At 41.1% G+C, this 19,065-nt stretch carries 22 protein-coding genes, 1 tRNA gene and 1 riboswitch; of the genes, 18 read left to right on the forward strand and 5 right to left on the reverse strand.

Annotated elements, in window-relative coordinates; all coding sequences use genetic code 11:
• Positions 1-9: 9 nt before the first annotated feature.
• Positions 10-1,233, reverse strand: coding sequence for a peptidase T (gene pepT, locus B7708_RS09065; protein ID WP_084975298.1), 1,224 nt, complete (start codon positions 1,231-1,233; stop codon positions 10-12).
• Positions 1,234-1,385: 152 nt separating this feature from the next.
• Between pepT and hemH the strand changes: the two genes are divergently transcribed.
• Complete coding sequence (gene hemH, locus B7708_RS09070) at positions 1,386-2,480, forward strand: ferrochelatase (protein WP_084975300.1); 1,095 nt, start codon at positions 1,386-1,388, stop codon at positions 2,478-2,480.
• Positions 2,481-2,520: 40 nt separating this feature from the next.
• Here hemH and mscL read toward each other — a convergent pair whose 3' ends face one another.
• Both mscL and B7708_RS09080 read right to left on the reverse strand, forming a co-directional pair.
• Complete coding sequence (gene mscL / locus B7708_RS09075; RefSeq protein ID WP_000910209.1) at positions 2,521-2,901, reverse strand: large conductance mechanosensitive channel protein MscL; 381 nt, start codon at positions 2,899-2,901, stop codon at positions 2,521-2,523.
• Between the two features lie 84 nt (positions 2,902-2,985).
• The gene (locus tag B7708_RS09080) at positions 2,986-3,417 is read right to left on the reverse strand and encodes a GtrA family protein (RefSeq protein WP_084975301.1); all 432 of its coding nucleotides are present in this window, start codon (positions 3,415-3,417) and stop codon (positions 2,986-2,988) included.
• A 28-nt stretch (positions 3,418-3,445) separates the two neighbouring features.
• A riboswitch (PreQ1 riboswitch) is annotated at positions 3,446-3,542 on the forward strand.
• Here B7708_RS09080 and B7708_RS09085 point away from each other — a divergent pair.
• The 4 genes from B7708_RS09085 to dapA all read left to right on the forward strand — a co-directional run bounded on the left by B7708_RS09085 (position 3,540) and on the right by dapA (position 6,648).
• Positions 3,540-4,049, forward strand: coding sequence for a QueT transporter family protein (locus B7708_RS09085; RefSeq protein WP_084975303.1), 510 nt, complete (start codon positions 3,540-3,542; stop codon positions 4,047-4,049). Its footprint overlaps the riboswitch before it by 3 nt.
• Before the next feature lie 105 nt (positions 4,050-4,154).
• Positions 4,155-4,227 (forward strand) — tRNA-Thr (locus B7708_RS09090).
• Between the two features lie 357 nt (positions 4,228-4,584).
• Positions 4,585-5,661 carry an aspartate-semialdehyde dehydrogenase gene (locus tag B7708_RS09095; protein ID WP_084925911.1) on the forward strand — a complete coding sequence of 359 codons (1,077 nt, stop codon included), beginning with the start codon at positions 4,585-4,587 and terminating at the stop codon, positions 5,659-5,661.
• Positions 5,662-5,712: 51 nt separating this feature from the next.
• Positions 5,713-6,648, forward strand: a complete 936-nt coding sequence (gene dapA, locus B7708_RS09100) for a 4-hydroxy-tetrahydrodipicolinate synthase (RefSeq protein WP_084925909.1) — start codon at positions 5,713-5,715, stop codon at positions 6,646-6,648.
• A 46-nt stretch (positions 6,649-6,694) separates the two neighbouring features.
• Here dapA and mnmE read toward each other — a convergent pair whose 3' ends face one another.
• Both mnmE and B7708_RS09110 read right to left on the reverse strand, forming a co-directional pair.
• Positions 6,695-8,068, reverse strand: coding sequence for a tRNA uridine-5-carboxymethylaminomethyl(34) synthesis GTPase MnmE (gene mnmE / locus B7708_RS09105; RefSeq protein ID WP_084925907.1), 1,374 nt, complete (start codon positions 8,066-8,068; stop codon positions 6,695-6,697).
• A gap of 133 nt (positions 8,069-8,201) precedes the next feature.
• Complete coding sequence (locus B7708_RS09110) at positions 8,202-8,384, reverse strand: 4-oxalocrotonate tautomerase (protein WP_001117401.1); 183 nt, start codon at positions 8,382-8,384, stop codon at positions 8,202-8,204.
• Positions 8,385-8,506: 122 nt separating this feature from the next.
• Here B7708_RS09110 and B7708_RS09115 point away from each other — a divergent pair, with 122 nt between their 5' ends.
• The 13 genes from B7708_RS09115 to B7708_RS09175 all read left to right on the forward strand — a co-directional run bounded on the left by B7708_RS09115 (position 8,507) and on the right by B7708_RS09175 (position 19,026).
• On the forward strand, positions 8,507-9,106 hold the full coding sequence (locus tag B7708_RS09115) for a thymidine kinase (RefSeq protein WP_084925905.1): 600 nt from the start codon (positions 8,507-8,509) through the stop codon (positions 9,104-9,106).
• The gene (locus tag B7708_RS09120) at positions 9,096-9,575 is read left to right on the forward strand and encodes a GNAT family N-acetyltransferase (protein ID WP_084925903.1); all 480 of its coding nucleotides are present in this window, start codon (positions 9,096-9,098) and stop codon (positions 9,573-9,575) included. Before B7708_RS09115 ends, B7708_RS09120 begins: the two co-directional genes overlap by 11 nt.
• 9 nt (positions 9,576-9,584) lie before the next feature.
• Positions 9,585-10,664: a peptide chain release factor 1 gene (prfA, locus tag B7708_RS09125; RefSeq protein WP_001028815.1), complete on the forward strand. Its 1,080-nt coding sequence runs from the start codon at positions 9,585-9,587 to the stop codon at positions 10,662-10,664.
• A complete protein-coding gene (gene prmC, locus B7708_RS09130; RefSeq protein WP_084925900.1) occupies positions 10,664-11,500 on the forward strand; it encodes a peptide chain release factor N(5)-glutamine methyltransferase in 837 nt (278 codons plus the stop codon). Before prfA ends, prmC begins: the two co-directional genes overlap by 1 nt.
• A complete protein-coding gene (locus B7708_RS09135; RefSeq protein ID WP_084925898.1) occupies positions 11,484-12,086 on the forward strand; it encodes an L-threonylcarbamoyladenylate synthase in 603 nt (200 codons plus the stop codon). The genes prmC and B7708_RS09135 overlap by 17 nt, the downstream gene beginning before the upstream one ends.
• Position 12,087: 1 nt before the next feature.
• On the forward strand, positions 12,088-12,519 hold the full coding sequence (locus B7708_RS09140) for a GNAT family N-acetyltransferase (RefSeq protein WP_084925896.1): 432 nt from the start codon (positions 12,088-12,090) through the stop codon (positions 12,517-12,519).
• Between the two features lie 54 nt (positions 12,520-12,573).
• On the forward strand, positions 12,574-13,830 hold the full coding sequence (gene glyA, locus B7708_RS09145; protein ID WP_084925894.1) for a serine hydroxymethyltransferase: 1,257 nt from the start codon (positions 12,574-12,576) through the stop codon (positions 13,828-13,830).
• A gap of 7 nt (positions 13,831-13,837) precedes the next feature.
• Entirely contained in the window at positions 13,838-14,812 is a 975-nt protein-coding gene (locus B7708_RS09150) for a nucleoid-associated protein (RefSeq protein WP_084975305.1), read from the forward strand.
• On the forward strand, positions 14,812-15,414 hold the full coding sequence (locus B7708_RS09155) for a lysozyme family protein (RefSeq protein ID WP_009013979.1): 603 nt from the start codon (positions 14,812-14,814) through the stop codon (positions 15,412-15,414). The genes B7708_RS09150 and B7708_RS09155 overlap by 1 nt, the downstream gene beginning before the upstream one ends.
• 86 nt (positions 15,415-15,500) lie before the next feature.
• Complete coding sequence (locus tag B7708_RS09160; RefSeq protein WP_084975307.1) at positions 15,501-16,475, forward strand: DUF1002 domain-containing protein; 975 nt, start codon at positions 15,501-15,503, stop codon at positions 16,473-16,475.
• Positions 16,476-16,549: 74 nt separating this feature from the next.
• Positions 16,550-17,908, forward strand: coding sequence for a 23S rRNA (uracil(1939)-C(5))-methyltransferase RlmD (gene rlmD, locus B7708_RS09165; protein WP_084975309.1), 1,359 nt, complete (start codon positions 16,550-16,552; stop codon positions 17,906-17,908).
• Positions 17,909-18,079: 171 nt separating this feature from the next.
• Positions 18,080-18,886, forward strand: coding sequence for an alpha/beta hydrolase (locus B7708_RS09170; protein ID WP_084975311.1), 807 nt, complete (start codon positions 18,080-18,082; stop codon positions 18,884-18,886).
• 11 nt (positions 18,887-18,897) lie between these two features.
• A complete protein-coding gene (locus B7708_RS09175; protein ID WP_084975312.1) occupies positions 18,898-19,026 on the forward strand; it encodes an ADP-ribosylglycohydrolase in 129 nt (42 codons plus the stop codon).
• Positions 19,027-19,065 lie beyond the last annotated feature (39 nt).

The following is a 19,065-nucleotide window of genomic DNA, read 5'->3' on the forward strand; positions in this document are numbered from 1 at the left end:
TCGTCTTTTTTAGTCTTTATAAGATACAATGCCAATGATAGTATCAACTGCACGTTCCATAGTCTGAAGGCTGACGTATTCAAAACGTCCATGCATGTTTTCACCACCAGCAAAGATATTTGGAGTTGGGATACCCATGAAGGAAATCTTAGATCCATCTGTCCCACCACGGATTGGTTCGATAATAGGCGTGATACCTAAATCTTCCATAACAGCTTTAGTAATGGTAACGGGTGTCATGTCTTTCTCGATAACTTCTTTCATATTGTAGTACTGGTCTGTCAGAGTCAAGCTAACGCGATCATTCCCAAGCTCTTGATTCATTTTGTCAGCAATGTTCTGCATGGCTTCCTTACGCGCTTCAAAGGCATCCTTTTCAAAATCGCGAATGATGTAGCTTGCACGCGCCTCCTCGACACTGCCTGACACATCCATAAGATGATAGAAACCTTGGTATCCATCTGTCAGTTCAGGTCGGTCACTCTCTGGAAGTTGATTATGAAAATCAATTGCTAGCTGAAGGGCATTGACCATCTGACCTTTAGCAGTACCAGGGTGGACATTGCGACCTTGGAAATGGAGTTCAGCACCAGCTGCTGAGAAAGTCTCGTATTGAAGCTCCCCTAGTGGTCCACCATCAACAGTATAGGCAAAGTCAACGTCAAAGTCTTCAGCATCAAACTTGTTAGCTCCAACACCGATTTCTTCATCTGGTCCAAAACCAACTCGAATCTCACAGTGTTTGATTTCGGGATGAGCAGTCAGATATTCAATAGCAGTCATAATCTCAGCGATCCCTGACTTGTCATCAGCACCCAGCAAGGTCGTGCCATCGGTTGTGATGAGGGTTTGGCCTGGATATTTCTCAAGACTCTTGAAGTCAGCCGGATCTAGTTTAAATCCAGAATCACCTAAGTCGATAGCTCCACCATCATAGTTTTCGATAACTTGCGGATTAACTCCCTCAGCATTAAAGTCAGCAGTGTCCATGTGGGAGATGAAGCCAATCTTACGTGTCAGGCTGGGATCATTAGCTGGTAAGGTACCAATGGCGAAACCATTCGGGAGGTAGTAAACATTTTGCAGACCGACACGTTTCATTTCAGGAATCAGAACATTGGTCGCAAAATCTACCTGGCTTTGCGTACTTGGAGTAGTAGTAGAGTGTTCATCAGAACGCGTATTGACCTTAACGTAGGTCAAGAAACGCTCTAAAAGGTTCGGATAAGTCATAAAAACTCCTTTAATATCATTTTTTTCATTGTATCATAGAATGGAGAGAAAGACAAAGAGAAGTAAATAAAAATAAAATGAATGAAAGCGTTTATTTATTATATATTTCATGGTAGAATGGTAATTGAAAAAAACATCACAAGGACATATCAATGAAAAAAGCAATTTTAATGATGACATTCGGTTCGCCAGAAGAGATTACCTTTGAGAGTGTGGCGGATTTTTTTACCAATATTCGTCGTGGAATCAGACCCAAGGATCACGAGATTCAGACTCTTTATGACAATTATGTTCGTATAGGTGGAACACCGCTTCAGAGGATTACACGTGAGGAGGTCAATTTAGTCAAGGAACGTTTAGGAGAAGAGTATGGCATCTACTTTGCCAACAAATTTTCTCGGCCCTTTATCCCTGATGTGATCAAGCAGATGGAGGCTGATGGTGTTGAAGAGTGTATTTGTTTGATTTTAGAACCACATTATTCCTTCTACTCGGTTATGGGGTATGAAAAGTTTCTGGAGAGCCAGCAGATCCGGTTTTTAGTCATTAAGGATTGGTATAAGCAACAGTCTTTGCTGAATTTTTGGACAGATGAGATTAGCAAAATTTTACGGAACGATGTGGGAGAAGAATCCTTCAAGGTAATCTTTTCAGCCCATAGTGTTCCAATTTTTGCCTTGGACTTTGGCGATCCTTATATCGATCAGATTTTTGATAATAGCAAGTTGATAGCAGAGCAACTCAGTCTAACAGCAGATCAGTATACCAATACTTGGCAGAGCGAGAGTGATATTGGAATCCCTTGGATCAAGCCAGATGTCTTAGAATATTTGCGAGAACAAAAGCAACATCCAGAGCATTATATTTTTGTACCAATTAGCTTTATCAGTGAGCATATTGAAGTTCTTTTTGATAACGATGTAGAATGTTATGAATTATGTCAAGAATTAGGTGTCACCTACCATCGACCAGCTATGCCAAATACTGATGGCCGTTTAATTGACGCTTTAGTTGCTACTGTAAGAGCCAACGAACAAAAAGAATTTAAAGCTTTTCTCCCAGAAGAAGAAACCTTTGATGAGTTAGCTCCTTCAGCAACCACCAAGGATATTATGGAAGAAACAGATGACCTTCAGATGCCAGAATTTGTGAAAAAACTCATTGAGAAAAAAGGCCGTGAAAATGTGAAGATGCCTTACTTAATTAAAAAAATGCTAGAAAAGGCAGGTAAGTTGCCGAAAGACTAAAGAAAAAAGGATTTAGCATGAAGCTAGATCCTTTTTTGTCTTATTTTTTCTCAAGAAGAGCTTTGATTTCTTGAAGAACTTCTAGTTCAGTTGGAGCAGCAGGTGTATCTTCAGCTGGCTCTTCTTTCTTAGTAAGATTTTGAGCTTTTTCAACAGCCTTGATAACGAAGAAAAGAACAGTACCAATCACTAAGAAGTTGATAACAGCACTCAAGAAGCTACCGTAACCAACACCATTCCATGAAAGTTCAGCGATACGTTCTACGTTCGCCGCTTTCAAAGCTGGGTTCAAGATAAGTGGAGTGATGATGTCATTTACAAGTGAAGTAACGATAGCACCAAAAGCAGAGGCGATGATCACACCGACAGCGAGATCAACGACATTGCCACGAAGCAAAAATTCTTTAAGATCTTTTAACATTTTCATAATTTCCTTTCAAAAACTAATCTTAATTGTACCTGAAATACCTAGATATTGCAACCTTAATGCTTAATGACATCCATTTCATTTATAAAAAACGTATACTTTACTAAAAATATAGTTAAGAATGATAATCAAAACCTGCGCAATTAGCGTTTCGATGGTATTTACCTGATCTAGTTGATCGTTGACAAATTGCCCGATAATATTGGGATAAGATGTAACAAAGATATAAGTTAAAAGAACGTCAAGACCAAGTGTTGAGAGACGAGCTAAGAAAAATTTAGCCAGGCGAGTCGGCCAATTCCTTCTCTCTTGTTTAAAGACAATTGTATCATTTGTGAGAAAGGCGAAGAGAATCCCAATAATATTTGCAAGGGCAGTTGCAAGGATTTCCTGGTGGCTGATATGGTAAATAACCAAACGTGATACAATAGAAACCAGAGTAGTAGCACCACCAAAAAATAGGTAGGAGAGAATCTCGTTATCAAAGAAAGCTTTTATTCGTTTTTTCATGATTTTAGTATAGCATAATGCTAGCTAATGTGCTATACTAGTAAGGTTGATAATCTCAACCCTTGGTGCTTAGCTTCTTTCACCAAGCATATTTTACGCGGGAAACCGCTAAAGGAGAAAACATGAAAAAATTAACTGTTCGTGACATGGCAGATATTGCTATCGTTGCTGCTATCTATGTGGTTTTGACCATTACCCCACCGCTGAATGCCATTAGCTACGGTGCTTACCAGTTCCGTATTTCTGAGATGATGAATTTCTTGGCCTTTTACAATCCCAAATATATCATCGGTGTGACGATTGGTTGTATGATTGCTAATTTCTTTAGCTTTGGTCTAATAGATGTCTTTGTCGGTGGGGGATCTACCCTAGTTTTCCTAAGTCTAGGTGTATGGCTCTTTAGCAAATACAAAAATGACTATCTGTTCAATGGTTTGATTCGTAAAGATCATTTCTTCTTTTCAATCCTGTTCTCCATTTCAATGATTACCATTGCAGCTGAACTCCATATCGTTGCAGAAGCTCCGTTCTTCTTCACATGGTTCTCTACTGGAATTGGTGAGTTTGCATCACTTATCGTAGGTGCGATTTTGATCAATAAACTGGGACAGCGAATCGATCTAACAAAATAAGAAGTTTATAAGCTAGATTCTTGCTAAATCTAGATTTTTTCATTCCATAAAATTAAAAGAGAGCGCTTGACAAGAGCATAGAACTATAGTATACTTTTTAGGTAAGCTGATTTAGCTCAGTTGGCAGAGCGCATCCATGGTAAGGATGAGGTCGCCGGTTCAATCCCGGCAATTAGCATGATAGAAACGAAATAACCTTGGGAGACCAAGGTTTTTCTTATCTACCTGTATAAATGAAGTTAAAGCATTTTGGCTGTTGACAAAAGTGACTCTATCTAGTAGAATAGTAGTTGCGATGAGTCGATAGGTAGTCTTCGGACTACTATTGAGCATAAGGAGGTCATAACGCAGGAGCGGACCTTGATGAGTTGTGTGAACCTGCTCATCACATGAAGATGCCTCTTAGTCCCTGGTCAACGACTAGGGATTTTTAATTTTCAGAAAATATAGCCTCAAAATGCTTTGCAATTCATTGAAAAAGTAGTATAATATTCCTATTATAGAAATTTTTAGAAAATTCCGAAAGAGGTTATTTATGGGATATACAGTTGCTGTAGTCGGCGCGACAGGTGCTGTCGGAGCTCAGATGATAAAAATGTTGGAAGAATCAACACTTCCAATCGATAAAATTCGTTACCTTGCTTCTGCACGTTCAGCTGGTAAGACTTTGAAATTTAAAGACCAAGATATTACGATTGAAGAAACGACTGAGACCGCTTTTGAGGGTGTTGATATTGCACTCTTCTCAGCAGGTGGTTCGACATCAGCTAAGTATGCACCATACGCAGTTCAAGCTGGAGCGGTAGTAGTAGATAATACATCTTATTTCCGTCAAAATCCAGACGTACCTTTGGTTGTTCCAGAAGTCAATGCTCACGCACTTGATGCCCACAACGGGATTATTGCCTGTCCTAACTGTTCAACAATCCAAATGATGGTAGCGCTTGAGCCTGTCCGTCAAAAATGGGGCTTGGACCGTATCATCGTTTCAACTTACCAAGCAGTCTCTGGTGCTGGTATGGGAGCGATTCTTGAAACACAACGTGAACTTCGTGAAGTCTTGAATGACGGTGTGAATCCACGTGATTTGCATGCGGAAATCTTGCCTTCAGGTGGTGACAAGAAACACTATCCTATCGCCTTTAACGCTCTTCCACAAATCGATGTCTTCACGGACAATGATTACACATACGAAGAGATGAAGATGACCAAGGAAACTAAGAAAATCATGGAAGATGACAGCATTGCAGTATCCGCAACATGTGTTCGTATTCCAGTCTTGTCAGCTCACTCTGAGTCAGTTTATATCGAAACAAAAGAAGTGGCTCCAATCGAAGAAGTGAAAGCAGCTATTTCAGCCTTCCCAGGTGCTGTTCTTGAAGATGATGTAGCTCATCAAATCTATCCACAAGCCATCAATGCTGTCGGCTCACGTGATACCTTTGTTGGTCGTATCCGTAAAGACTTGGATGCTGAAAAAGGAATCCATATGTGGGTTGTGTCAGATAACCTTCTTAAAGGTGCTGCTTGGAACTCTGTACAGATCGTAGAAACGCTTCATGAGCGTGGTTTGGTCCGTCCAACAGCTGAGCTGAAATTTGAATTGAAATAATGATTTAGGAGTTCGAATGAACTCCTTCTTTGAAATAGAGAGGTGTTTCACATGTCTTACCAAGATTTAAAAGAGTGTAAAATCATCACGGCCTTCATTACCCCTTTCCATGAGGATGGTTCCATCAACTTTGATGCTATTCCAGCCTTGATCGAGCATTTATTGGCCCATCATACAGATGGTATTCTGCTAGCTGGGACTACCGCAGAGAGTCCGACCTTGACCCACGATGAAGAGTTGGAACTCTTTGCGGCTGTACAGAAGGTTGTCAATGGACGTGTTCCTTTGATTGCGGGTGTAGGTACCAATGACACACGTGACTCGATTGAGTTTGTCAAAGAAGTAGCAGAATTTGGTGGTTTCGCAGCTGGGCTTGCTATCGTGCCTTACTACAATAAACCTTCTCAGGAAGGCATGTACCAGCACTTTAAGGCGATTGCGGATGCTTCTGACTTACCCATTATCATCTATAACATTCCAGGGCGTGTGGTTGTTGAGTTGACTCCTGATACCATGCTTCGCTTGGCTGACCATCCTAATATTATCGGTGTTAAAGAATGTACCAGCTTGGCCAATATGGCTTACTTGATTGAACACAAGCCAGAGGAATTTTTGATTTATACAGGTGAAGATGGAGATGCCTTCCATGCCATGAACCTTGGTGCAGATGGGGTTATTTCTGTTGCCTCTCATACAAACGGGGATGAGATGCACGAGATGTTTACTGCCATTGCAGAAAGTGATATGAAGAAAGCAGCTACTATTCAACGGAAATTCATTCCTAAGGTCAATGCCCTCTTCTCTTATCCAAGCCCTGCACCTGTCAAGGCCGTTTTGAACTACATGGGATTTGAAGCGGGTCCAACTCGTCTACCTTTGGTTCCAGCGCCAGAAGAGGACGCAAAACGTATTATCAAGGTCGTTATTGACGGCGACTATGAGGCGACTAAAGCAACTGTGACTGGTGTCTTAAGACCAGATTACTAATAAAGACAATAAAATCCATGACCGCAAGAAGGATCATGGATTTTGCTTATTTTCCTAAACAGAATTGGCTAAAGAGCTGTGTAATGAGTTCATCAGGTGCGGCATCTCCAGTGATTTCTCCGAGAATTTCCCAAGTACGAGTCAAATCTACTTGAAGAAGATCAACTGGCATGCCAAGTTCTAGTCCTTCGTTAACTGCTTGCAAACTTTCGACTGCCTTTTCAATCAAGGAAATATGACGAGCGTTAGACAAGTAAGTGGCATCTTGCTCAACCAAACCAGCATTTTCAAAGAAGAGGCTGTTAATACGTTCTTCGATCTTATCAATGTTTTGATTTTTCAGGACTGAAATACGGATGACATCTTCAGGGAGTTCTGAAGTTTCAATCGCTTCAGGAAGATCAGTTTTATTAAGTAGAATAATGCGGTTGGTGTCCTGGCTAATTTCTAAGAGTTGGCGGTCTTGGGCTGTTAGTGGTTCACTGGCATTTAGGACTAGTAGTACTAGGTCAGCTTCCTTGAGGGCTTTTCTCGAACGCTCGACACCGATTTGTTCAACGATATCATCTGTTTCTCGGATACCAGCTGTATCAATCAATTTGAGAGGAACACCATTGATATTGACGTATTCTTCGATAACATCTCGTGTAGTACCAGCGATATCCGTTACAATAGCCTTGTCTTCACGCAAGAGATTGTTGAGGAGGCTGGATTTCCCAACGTTAGGACGGCCGATGATAGCAGTGGAAATTCCTTCGCGAAGGATCTTACCACGTCGGGCTGTTCTAAGGAGATTGGTCAGCAGTTGTTCAAACTCCTTAGTCTTCTCACGGACGACTGCAGTAGTGGCTTCTTCAACATCGTCATACTCAGGATAGTCGATATTGACCTCTACTTGGGCAAGAGTATTGAGGATTTCTTGGCGAGTATTATTGATAAGATCAGAAAGGGAACCATCGAGTTGCTTGACTGCGATATTCATAGCCTTGTCTGTCTTGGCACGGATGATATCCATCACCGCCTCAGCCTGAGTCAAGTCTACACGACCGTTTAGAAAGGCGCGCTTGGTAAATTCACCGGGTTCTGCCATTCGGGCTCCTTCACGGATAGCTAGCTGGAGAATTTCATTGGTCACTGCAATCCCACCATGGGTGTTGATCTCGATAATATCCTCACGAGTAAAGGTCTTTGGAGATTTCATGGCACCAACCATAACCTCGTCCATAACTTTACCTGTCTGAGGGTCAACGATGTGACCATAGTTAAGGGTATGACTTGCAACCTGACTCAAGTCTTTGCCTTTGAAAATCTTTTGCGCAATGGTAAAACTATCAGTTCCACTCAGGCGGACAATCCCGATTGCTCCTTCGCCTAGTGGAGTAGAGATCGCAGCGATGGTATCAAATTCACGTGTAATCATATTTCTTCCTTTAATAACACTTTTCTTGGAAATTCCTCCAAGGCTCTTTTCAAATTGTAACAAATTTAAACCATTTCTTCAATGGATGCTACTTGGAGATTGAAAAAGCCTAAGCAATTCTGCTTAAGCTAGTTTATTTGGTGCGCATTTCCCCTTGAGGAAAGTAGGTTCCTTCTGGCATGTCGTTGATGATGACATGGACAGCTGATTGAGGTGCTCCAGTGTTGCGGACAACTGCTTCTGTTACTTCCTTAGCAAGAGCTTTTTTTTGCTCGAGCGTGCGTCCTTCAAATAAATCGATGCGTACAAATGGCATAATAGCTTCCTCCACTAGTTTTTGCTTTCTTCTATTTTACCACATTTTGCCATTTAAAGCTTCAGAAAATTATGATATACTAGAATGTAGCAAAAATTTAGAAATGGACGTGAAATAGAAGCATGGCACAGTTGTATTATCGTTATGGGACCATGAACTCTGGTAAGACGATTGAGATTCTCAAGGTGGCCTATAACTACGAGGAGCAAGGAAAGGGAGTTGTGATTATGACTTCGGCTCTGGATACGCGTGACGGTGTCGGCTATGTATCTAGTCGGATTGGCATGAAACGCCCAGCCATTGCGATTGAGGAAACGACGGATATCTTCGGCTATATCCGAGACTTACCTGAAAAACCATACTGTGTGCTGGTCGATGAGGCCCAGTTTCTCAAGCGTCACCATGTTTACGACTTAGCTCGTGTCGTCGATGAGTTAGACATACCCGTCATGGCTTTTGGTTTGAAAAATGACTTTCGTAATGAATTATTCGAAGGTTCCAAATATCTTTTGCTCTTAGCAGATAAAATCGATGAGATAAAGACCATCTGTCAGTATTGTAAGAAAAAGGCGACTATGGTGTTGCGAACTCAAGATGGTGTGCCAGTCTATGATGGCGAACAAATTCAGATCGGTGGAAATGAAACCTATATCTCAGTCTGCCGAAAACATTATTTTGCGCCAATGATAACATCTAACAAGGAGCACAACTATGACAATTGAACTAAGAGATGTTACAATGGAAAATTATTTTGATGTTTTGAATTTGGATGTCAAGGAATATCAAAAACAATTCATTGCAACCAACGCAATTAGTTTAGCTGAAGCATATGTCTACACTAAAAATGGAGATTTTGTAGCTCCATTGGCAGTTTATGATAATGATGCAATTATAGGTTTCGTGATGATAGCTTATGATAAAAAGATCGAAATTAGTAGTGGAAATTATTTACTATTTCGTTTTATGATTGATAAGAATTTTCAAAATCAAGGATATTTTAAACCAATTATGGATAAAGTGCTAGACTATGTTCAGACAGCGTCAGCAGGTTTAGGCAATAAACTTTGGTTGTCTTATGAACCAGAAAATGAACATGCAAGATCTTGTTACCTCAGTTATGGATTTAAAGAAACTGGGGAAATATTTGAGAACGAAGTAGTAGCAATCTATGATTTAACAATTGAGAAATAAGGAGAAAAAATGAACATCTATGATCAACTACAAGCTGTAGAAGACCGTTACGAAGAACTAGGAGAATTGCTGAGTGACCCTGATGTAGTATCAGACACCAAGCGTTTCATGGAGCTTTCAAAAGAAGAGGCTTCTACTCGTGATACGGTAACAGCCTACCGTGAGTACAAACAAGTCCTTCAAAATATCGTTGATGCCGAAGAAATGATTAAGGAATCTGGCGGAGATGCGGATTTGGAAGAAATGGCTAAGCAAGAACTCAAAGATGCCAAGGCTGAAAAAGAAGAATACGAAGAAAAACTGAAAATCTTGCTCCTTCCAAAGGATCCAAACGATGACAAGAACATCATCCTTGAAATCCGTGGAGCAGCTGGTGGAGACGAAGCAGCCCTCTTCGCTGGTGATCTTCTAACCATGTATCAAAAGTATGCGGAAGCCCAAGGCTGGCGCTTTGAAGTCATGGAAGCTTCTATGAACGGTGTCGGTGGATTCAAAGAAGTGGTTGCCATGGTATCAGGTCAGTCTGTTTACTCTAAACTCAAGTATGAATCAGGTGCCCACCGTGTGCAACGTGTCCCTGTGACAGAAAGCCAAGGTCGTGTTCATACCTCAACTGCCACAGTTCTTGTTATGCCTGAAGTTGAAGAAGTAGAATACGATATCGATCCAAAAGACCTTCGTGTTGATATCTACCACGCATCAGGTGCTGGTGGACAGAACGTCAATAAGGTTGCGACTGCCGTTCGTATCGTTCACTTGCCAACTAATATCAAAGTTGAGATGCAGGAAGAACGTACCCAGCAGAAAAACCGTGAGAAGGCTATGAAAATCATCCGTGCGCGTGTTGCTGACCACTTTGCTCAGATTGCTCAAGATGAGCAGGATGCTGAGCGTAAGTCGACAATCGGTACTGGTGACCGTTCAGAGCGGATCCGTACTTACAACTTCCCACAAAACCGTGTTACGGACCACCGTATTGGCTTGACCCTCCAAAAACTAGATACGATCTTGTCTGGTAAATTGGATGAAGTTGTAGATGCCTTGGTTCTTTATGACCAAACGCAAAAATTAGAAGAATTAAACAAATAATGAAATTAGCTCAATTATTTTCAGATTTTGAAGAAGAGTTGATAAGACAAGGAGAGGAAGCAGAAAGCCTCTCTTTTGTCTATCGTAGCTTAAAAAATCTCTCTTTTACGGACTTTGTCTTTGCCCTTCAGCAAGAGGTAACAGAGAAAGAAAGACAATTTGTAGAAGAAATTTATCAGCAGTTAGCAGCTCACAAACCAGCTCAGTATATCATTGGTCACGCAGATTTCTTTGGAATGCAGTTAAAAGTGGATGAGCGAGTTTTGATTCCTCGTCCTGAGACAGAGGAGTTGGTAGAACTTATCTTGGCAGAAAATCCTGAGACGAATCTTTCATTACTTGATATCGGTACAGGTAGCGGGGCCATCGCCCTTGCTTTAGCAAAAAATAGACCAGATTGGTCAGTTGCAGCAGCAGACATTTCTCAAGATGCTCTAGATTTGGCATCTGAAAACGCTAAAGTTCAGAATCTACAGATATTTTTAAAAAAATCCGATTGTTTTACAGAAATTTCTGAAAAATATGATATAATTGTATCCAATCCACCCTATATCTCTCGTGAAGATGAGTCAGAGGTTGGTTTGAATGTTTTGCATTCAGAACCTCATCTAGCTCTCTTTGCAGATGAGGATGGCCTAGCTATTTACCGCAGAATTGCGGAGGATGCAAAAGACTATCTCACAAATGGTGGTAAGATTTACCTTGAAATTGGATACAAGCAAGGTCAAAGTGTTCCTGCGCTTTTTAGGAAACATCTTCCTGAAAAACGGGTACGAACACTCAAGGACCAATTTGGTCAAGATAGGATGGTTGTAGTTGATGATGGACAGGATTAGACAAGAGTTGGAAAAGGGCGGAGCTGTTGTTCTACCTACAGAGACGGTTTATGGTCTCTTTGCTAAGGCCTTAGATGAAAAAGCTGTCGACCATGTTTACCAACTCAAACGTCGTCCTAGAGACAAGGCACTCAATCTTAATGTCGCTTCTCTAGAGGACATCTTGTACTTTTCAAAGAATCAGCCAACTTATCTAGAAAAACTTGTAGAGGCCTTTTTACCGGGTCCATTGACCATTATTCTCGAAGCTAATGACAGAGTTCCCTATTGGGTCAATTCTGGTCTTGTAACGGTGGGATTTCGGATGCCGAGTCACCCCATTACACTTGATTTGATCCGAGAGACAGGTCCTTTGATTGGGCCGTCTGCCAATATTTCAGGTCAGGCAAGTGGAGTGACCTTTGCTCAAATTTTAGAGGATTTTGACCAAGAGGTTCTGGGTCTGGAAGACGATGCTTTTCTAACTGGACAGGATTCGACCATTTTGGATTTGTCTGGAGACAAGGTGAAAATCTTACGCCAGGGGGCAATTAAACGAGAAGATATACTTGCTCGGTTGCCAGAGATTTCTTTTGAGGAGAAATGAGATGCTAAGAGATTTGCAAGAAACAGATGTGAAAGCTATATGTGAGATCAACCAAGAGGCTTTGGGATATTCTTTTAGTCCAGACGAGACGGCTAGTCAACTAGCTAGACTATCTCAGGATTCACATCATTTCCTACTTGGCTATGAGGATGCAGCTAGTCATATCCTGCTTGGCTATGTCCACGCTGAGGTCTATGAGTCCCTTTATTCCAAAGCAGGATTTAATATCTTAGCCTTAGCAGTCTCACCTCAAGCGCAAGGGCAAGGTATCGGTAAAAGCTTACTGCAAGGGTTGGATCAAGAAGCAAAAAGACGGGGTTACGGATTTATCCGCTTAAACTCTGCTGATCATCGTCTGGGAGCTCATGCATTTTATGAAAAAGTTGGTTATACTTGTGATAAAGTGCAAAAACGGTTTATTCGCATCTTTTAGTTTATTTTGTAAAAACAAACTAAAGGACCAGTCACACTATAAAGGAGAAGACCTATGATTTTTGACAAAGATGATTTTAAAGCATACGATGCTGATCTCTGGAATGCTATTGCCAAAGAAGAAGAACGCCAACAAAACAACATTGAGTTGATCGCCTCCGAAAACGTGGTTTCCAAGGCTGTTATGGCTGCTCAAGGGTCTATCTTGACCAACAAATATGCCGAGGGTTACCCAGGACGCCGTTATTATGGTGGAACTGATGTAGTAGACGTAGTAGAGACTCTTGCTATTGAACGCGCGAAAGAAATTTTCGGTGCTAAATTCGCCAATGTCCAACCTCACTCAGGAAGCCAAGCCAACTGCGCGGCTTACATGGCCTTGATTGAGCCAGGTGATACGGTCATGGGGATGGATTTGGCAGCAGGTGGACACTTGACCCACGGAGCTTCAGTTAGCTTCTCTGGCCAAACCTACAACTTTGTGTCATATAGTGTGGATCCTGAAACGGAACTCTTGGACTTTGATGCGATCTTGAAACAAGCCCAAGAAGTAAAACCAAAACTGATCGTAGCTGGTGCTTCAGCCTATTCTCAAGTTATCGACTTCTCAAAATTCCGTGAAATTGCTGATGCTGTTGGGGCTAAGCTCATGGTAGATATGGCCCATATCGCTGGTTTGGTTGCAGCCGGACTTCACCCAAGCCCAGTACCATACGCTCATATCACTACAACAACGACCCACAAAACCCTTCGTGGCCCTCGTGGTGGTTTGATTTTGACTAATGATGAGGAACTTGCTAAGAAGATCAATTCAGCTATTTTCCCTGGTATTCAAGGCGGTCCTTTGGAGCATGTTGTCGCTGCTAAAGCTGTTTCCTTCAAAGAAGTTTTGGATCCAGCCTTCAAGGAATATGCTGCCAATGTTATCAAAAACAGCAAGGCTATGGTTGAAGTCTTCTTGCAAGACCCTGATTTCCGTATCATTTCAGGAGGGACTGAAAATCACCTCTTCCTAGTGGATGTGACTAAGGTTGTAGAAAACGGAAAAGTTGCTCAAAACTTGTTGGATGAGGTTAATATTACCCTAAATAAAAACTCAATCCCATACGAAACCTTGTCACCATTCAAGACAAGTGGTATTCGTATCGGATCTGCAGCCATCACTGCACGTGGATTTGGTGAGGAAGAAAGCCGTAAAGTGGCTGAACTCATCATTAAAACCCTTAAGAATGCAGAAAATGAAGCTGTCTTAGAAGAAGTGAGAAGCGAAGTCAAAGCGTTGACAGATGCCTTCCCACTATACGAGGACTAATACTTTTATGGACATTTATATTAAGAAAGCTATTATCCATCAGTTCAGCCCAGATGACACCGAGCTGTTCCTAGCGGATAAGTTTCTCAATATCACTCCAAAAATTGAAGAATACCTGCGTAAGAAAATCGAACGTGTGTATTCAGATGAAGCTAAGACTGGGATTTTCGAGGAAGAAAATCCCTTCTTCAATCACATCACAGATGATTTGTTGGAGACATCAGCCACATTGGCTAATCTCTGGAAAGAGGAGTTTAGTATTTCTGAAAATCTTAAGACTAATGACTTGATTTTTGTGCAATTTTCGAAAGAAGGTGTAGAACATTTCGCTTTCTTGCGAATCGCCCTGCGTGAGACCCTAACCCACCTCGGTGGGGAAGTTGATAATCCAATCAAGCTGACTCAGAATAACCTGCCTGGATTTGGAACGGGAGCTGACGAGGCCTTGGTGGTCAATCTTCAAAGTCGCAAGTACCATCTCATCGAAAAACGAATCAAGTATAATGGGACTTTCTTGAATTATTTTTCAGATAATCTCTTAAGTGTTGCTCCTAAGATTTCACCAAAAAAATCCATCAAGGAACTGGAAAAAACGGCCCAGAGAATTGCTGAAACTTTTAACACAGATGATTTTCAATTTCAATCCAAGGTTAAATCAGCTATTTTCAACAATCTCGAAGAAAGCAATGAACTGTCTCCAGAGAAATTGGCTAACGACCTTTTTGATAACAATCTGACAGCTCGTTTGAGCTTTATCGATCAGGTCAAGGAAGCTGTACCAGAACCAGTCCAGTTCGATGAAATTGATGCCAGTCGTCAGCTCAAGAAATTTGAAAACCAAAAACTTTCCTTGTCAAACGGAATCGAACTTATCGTTCCCAATAATGTTTACCAAGACGCAGAATCGGTCGAGTTTATACAAAATGACAATGGAACCTATTCTATCTTAATCAAAAATATCGAGGATATTCAAAGTAAATAATGTTTAAATTACTACGAAGAGTGCTAGTGCTAGCAGTCTTCCTTTTCGCTGTCTATAAAGTTTATCATATCCATCAAGATGTGAAGCAAGTCATGACCTACCAACCTATGGTTCGGGAAATCCTCAGTGAAAGAGATACTCCAGCCAATGAAGAGCTTGTGCTCGCCATGATTTATACCGAAACGAAGGGAAAAGAAGGCGATGTCATGCAGTCTAGCGAGTCTGCTAGCGGTACCACAAATACTATCAATGACAATGTGACGAGCATTCGTCAGGGAATTCAGACATTGACTGATAATCTCTATCTAGCTCAGGAAAAGGGTGTTGATGTCTGGACAGCCGTGCAAGCCTATAATTTTGGCCCCGCTTATATCGATTTTATCGCTCAAAATGGCAAGGAAAACACTCTCGCCTTGGCCAAACAATATTCTCGTGAAACCGTCGCTCCCATTCTTGGAAATACAACTGGAAAAACTTACACCTACATCAACCCGATTTCTATCTTCCACGGAGCAGAACTTTATGAAAATGGTGGGAATTATTATTATTCTAGACAGGTTCGATTCAATCTTTATATTATGAAATTCTTTAATTTCTTTTAAACATCTGGTTTTGCCAGGTGTTTTTCACTATAAGCTTTCTTTAAGATTGTTTTATTACCCTAGAAAGGTAAAGGAGGGAATACCCTATGAGAAAGAAATTCTTTCTAACAAGCGCTGCAATTTTGTGGGCAGCAACAGCTATGACGAGCGTCCACGCAGCAACAGATGTTCAAAAAGTAATCGATGAAACCTATGTACAACCTGAATATGTACTTGGCTCTTCACTAACTGAAGACCAGAAAAACCAAACTCTTAGCAAACTTGGCTATGACGCATCGAAAGATACCAAAGATATTAAAACTATGACACCTGATATCTATTCGAAAATTATGAATGTGGCTAATGATGCAAGTCTACAACTCTATTCGTCAGCCAAGATTCAAAAGCTGGGTGACAAGTCGCCTCTGGAGGTCAAGATTGAAACGCCCGAAAATATCACCAAGGTGACGCAGGATATGTACCGTAACGCAGCAGTGACGCTGGGAGTGGAGCATGCCAAAATCACAGTTGCAGCACCCATTCCAGTTACTGGTGAGAGCGCTCTAGCTGGGATTTACTACTCGTTAGAGGCTAATGGTGCTAAAGTACCACAAGCCAATAAAGACTTGGCTCAAGAGGAGCTAAAAGCCTTATCCGATATCAATGCTGAAAACAAGGACAAGTCAGGTTACGATGCCAATAAGCTCAATGTGGCTATGGCAGATATCAAGGCAGGAATTGCAAAGGCAAAGGAAGCCAAAGGTAATCTGACAGAAGAAGATGTCCGCAAAATTGTAGAAGACACGCTAAAAAACTACAAACTCGATCAGGTTATAACAGGAAACCAGGTCAATATCATCATCAATTTTGCACTTAATCTCTCAAAGAGTGACATTTTGAACAATGCTGATTTCACTAAAACCCTAAATGACCTAAAGCAAAGCATTGTCTCTCAAGCTGGAGATAGTTTTAAAAATATCAATCTCAACTTTGATGCCAATAAAGCGCTAGAAGACGGGAGCAACTTCTTGAGTTCCCTTTGGCAAGCGATTGTCAACTTCTTCAAGAGTTTTGGTGCTTAGGTCATTTCATGATATAATAGATGGTAACAGAAATGTTGCCGTCTTTTTTTGTCGGCCGATAGAAAGTGAAAAATATGTTAAAGAAAAATGATATTGTAGAAGTTGAAATTGTTGATTTGGCTCATGAAGGTGCTGGGGTCGCAAAGATAGAAGGTTTGGTTTTCTTTGTAGAAAATGCTCTACCAACTGAGAAAATTCTCATGCGTGTCCTTAAAGTCAATAAAAAGATTGGCTTTGGGAAAGTTGAAGAATACCTTACACACTCTCCGCATCGTAACCAAGACCTTGACCTAGCTTATCTGCGTTCAGGTATCGCTGATTTGGGGCATCTTGCTTATCCAGAACAACTCAAGTTTAAAAGCAAGCAAGTCAGAGATAGTCTCTATAAGATTGCTGGTATTACCGATGTAGAGGTCGCTGAAACGCTCGGCATGGAACATCCAGTCAAGTATCGAAATAAGGCGCAGGTGCCCGTTCGTCGAGTGAATGGTATCTTGGAAACTGGCTTTTTCCGTAAGAATTCGCACGACCTCATGCCCCTTGAAGATTTCTTCATCCAGGATCCTGTCATTGACCAAGTTGTGGTAGTTCTTCGAGATTTGCTTCGTCGCTATGATTTGAAACCTTATGATGAAAAGGAACAGTCTGGCTTGATTCGAAATCTTGTGGTGCGTCGCGGGCACTATTCCGGACAAATCATGGTTATCTTAGTGACTACACGTCCTAAAATTTTCCGAGTGAAACAGTTAATTGAACAAGTCATCAAGCAGTTCCCAGAGATTGTGTCTGTCATGCAAAATATCAACGACCGAAATACCAATGCGATTTTTGGTAAGGAGTGGAAGACTCTTTATGGTCAAGACTATATTACGGACCGGATGTTGGAAAATGACTTCCAAATCGCTGGTCCAGCCTTTTACCAGGTCAATACAGAAATGGCTGAGAAACTTTATCAAACAGCCATTGACTTTGCAGAGTTAAAAGAAGATGATGTGGTGATTGACGCTTACTCAGGAATTGGAACGATTGGTTTATCTGTTGCTAAGCATGTCAAGGAAGTCTACGGTGTTGAAGTGATTCCAGAAGCAGTTGAGAATAGCCAAAAGAATGCTGCATTAAACAATATCACCAATGCACACTATGTCTGTGACACAGCTGAAAACGCCATGAAGAACTGGCTCAAGGAAGGTATCCAACCAACCGTTATCTTGGTTGATCCTCCACGTAAGGGATTGACTGAGAGCTTTATCAAAGCAAGCGTTCAAACAGGAGCAGACCGCATTGCTTATATCTCTTGTAATGTCGCAACCATGGCACGTGATATCAAACTCTACCAAGAGTTAGGATATGAATTGAAGAAAGTCCAACCAGTGGATCTGTTTCCTCAAACGCACCATGTTGAGTGTGTAGGCTTGTTAGAGAAACATAGTTAATCCTCTCGCTTTCTCATTTTAGGGTGAGAGGCTTCAAAGCTCCACTGGAGCTTTGAACTCCCAGAACTTTTTGAGTTCTACAGACGCATCATGTTAAGGCGGTATCACTGCTTGTTCAAACAGATTAACAAGGATGTAGCTAGTGAAAGTCCTACAGTAAGGAGTTTAAATATGAAATTCCATGAATTTGGTGATAAGAATTTGCCTCCTATTTTACTGATACATGGTGGTGGCAGTTCTTGGTGGAATTATCTTCGTCAAGCACGAATCTTGTCAGAAGAATACCGTATTATTCTACCCACTTTGAATGGCCACGGCGAGGAATATCAACTTGATTATGTTTCTACTGAAGATTCTGCTTTGGAGATTCTAGACTATATCAAAGCAAACTGTGGTGGGAAATTGTTTGCAATCGGTGGTGTTTCACTTGGTGGTCAAATTGCCATGGAGCTTTTGTCTTTAGACAGTGAAATTGCTGAGAAGGCCATCATAGATGGAAGCCTCTGTATTCCTCAACCAAGGTTAGCTAAAATCAGCATCTTTCTAGTGTCTCTATTTGGTAAACTGATGTTCAATAAATTCTCTTGCAAACTTCAGTTCAGCATGATGAACAAACTCTATCCTAAACTGGCTTATCCAGAGGAAATAAAAGCTTATTATTTGGAGGATTTGCCAAGGACGCCTATCAAAACATTGGTGACCATTTACAAAAACTATATGGGATGTTACAAGCTGAAAGATATGATTTCTGCTAGCAAGGCTCAGGTTCTGTATATCTATGGTGAAAAAGAATTGAACTGTGTGAAAGAATCAGCGAAATTATTTCATCAGCTACATTCAAATACAATTTTGTATGAAGCAAAGGGCTATAACCACGGCTATTTATCAGCTTACCTGCCTTATGAGTGGATTGATTTGGTGGTGCCATTTTTAAAGAGTGATTCATTAGAAATGTGTAACGAATCTGATATGCCATAAGGAGGAATACCATGCTAGGAGCAATTATTGGAGATATTGTAGGTTCAGTTTACGAATGGAACAATATCAAAACGAAGGATTTTCCTTTATTTTGTGAGGATTGTTTTTTCACGGATGATACGGTAAGTCCGAACCGCTGAGTGTGTGAGTTTGTTAGTGAAACGTTGCTAATCCTCAAA

Source organism: Streptococcus oralis subsp. dentisani (assembly GCF_002096615.1).
Classification (GTDB): Bacteria; Bacillota; Bacilli; order Lactobacillales; family Streptococcaceae; genus Streptococcus; species Streptococcus oralis_U.

Excerpts from the sequence above, each read along its gene's own strand:
- pepT (WP_084975298.1), bottom strand. The coding sequence starts at position 1,233 with ATGACTTATCCGAACCTTTTAGAGCGTTTCTTGACCTACGTTAAGGTC.
- hemH (WP_084975300.1), top strand. The coding sequence starts at position 1,386 with ATGAAAAAAGCAATTTTAATGATGACATTCGGTTCGCCAGAAGAGATT.
- mscL (WP_000910209.1), bottom strand. The coding sequence starts at position 2,901 with ATGTTAAAAGATCTTAAAGAATTTTTGCTTCGTGGCAATGTCGTTGAT.
- B7708_RS09080 (WP_084975301.1), bottom strand. The coding sequence starts at position 3,417 with ATGAAAAAACGAATAAAAGCTTTCTTTGATAACGAGATTCTCTCCTAC.
- B7708_RS09085 (WP_084975303.1), top strand. The coding sequence starts at position 3,540 with ATGAAAAAATTAACTGTTCGTGACATGGCAGATATTGCTATCGTTGCT.
- B7708_RS09095 (WP_084925911.1), top strand. The coding sequence starts at position 4,585 with ATGGGATATACAGTTGCTGTAGTCGGCGCGACAGGTGCTGTCGGAGCT.
- dapA (WP_084925909.1), top strand. The coding sequence starts at position 5,713 with ATGTCTTACCAAGATTTAAAAGAGTGTAAAATCATCACGGCCTTCATT.
- mnmE (WP_084925907.1), bottom strand. The coding sequence starts at position 8,068 with ATGATTACACGTGAATTTGATACCATCGCTGCGATCTCTACTCCACTA.
- B7708_RS09110 (WP_001117401.1), bottom strand. The coding sequence starts at position 8,384 with ATGCCATTTGTACGCATCGATTTATTTGAAGGACGCACGCTCGAGCAA.
- B7708_RS09115 (WP_084925905.1), top strand. The coding sequence starts at position 8,507 with ATGGCACAGTTGTATTATCGTTATGGGACCATGAACTCTGGTAAGACG.
- B7708_RS09120 (WP_084925903.1), top strand. The coding sequence starts at position 9,096 with ATGACAATTGAACTAAGAGATGTTACAATGGAAAATTATTTTGATGTT.
- prfA (WP_001028815.1), top strand. The coding sequence starts at position 9,585 with ATGAACATCTATGATCAACTACAAGCTGTAGAAGACCGTTACGAAGAA.
- prmC (WP_084925900.1), top strand. The coding sequence starts at position 10,664 with ATGAAATTAGCTCAATTATTTTCAGATTTTGAAGAAGAGTTGATAAGA.
- B7708_RS09135 (WP_084925898.1), top strand. The coding sequence starts at position 11,484 with ATGATGGACAGGATTAGACAAGAGTTGGAAAAGGGCGGAGCTGTTGTT.
- B7708_RS09140 (WP_084925896.1), top strand. The coding sequence starts at position 12,088 with ATGCTAAGAGATTTGCAAGAAACAGATGTGAAAGCTATATGTGAGATC.
- glyA (WP_084925894.1), top strand. The coding sequence starts at position 12,574 with ATGATTTTTGACAAAGATGATTTTAAAGCATACGATGCTGATCTCTGG.
- B7708_RS09150 (WP_084975305.1), top strand. The coding sequence starts at position 13,838 with ATGGACATTTATATTAAGAAAGCTATTATCCATCAGTTCAGCCCAGAT.
- B7708_RS09155 (WP_009013979.1), top strand. The coding sequence starts at position 14,812 with ATGTTTAAATTACTACGAAGAGTGCTAGTGCTAGCAGTCTTCCTTTTC.
- B7708_RS09160 (WP_084975307.1), top strand. The coding sequence starts at position 15,501 with ATGAGAAAGAAATTCTTTCTAACAAGCGCTGCAATTTTGTGGGCAGCA.
- rlmD (WP_084975309.1), top strand. The coding sequence starts at position 16,550 with ATGTTAAAGAAAAATGATATTGTAGAAGTTGAAATTGTTGATTTGGCT.
- B7708_RS09170 (WP_084975311.1), top strand. The coding sequence starts at position 18,080 with ATGAAATTCCATGAATTTGGTGATAAGAATTTGCCTCCTATTTTACTG.
- B7708_RS09175 (WP_084975312.1), top strand. The coding sequence starts at position 18,898 with ATGCTAGGAGCAATTATTGGAGATATTGTAGGTTCAGTTTACGAATGG.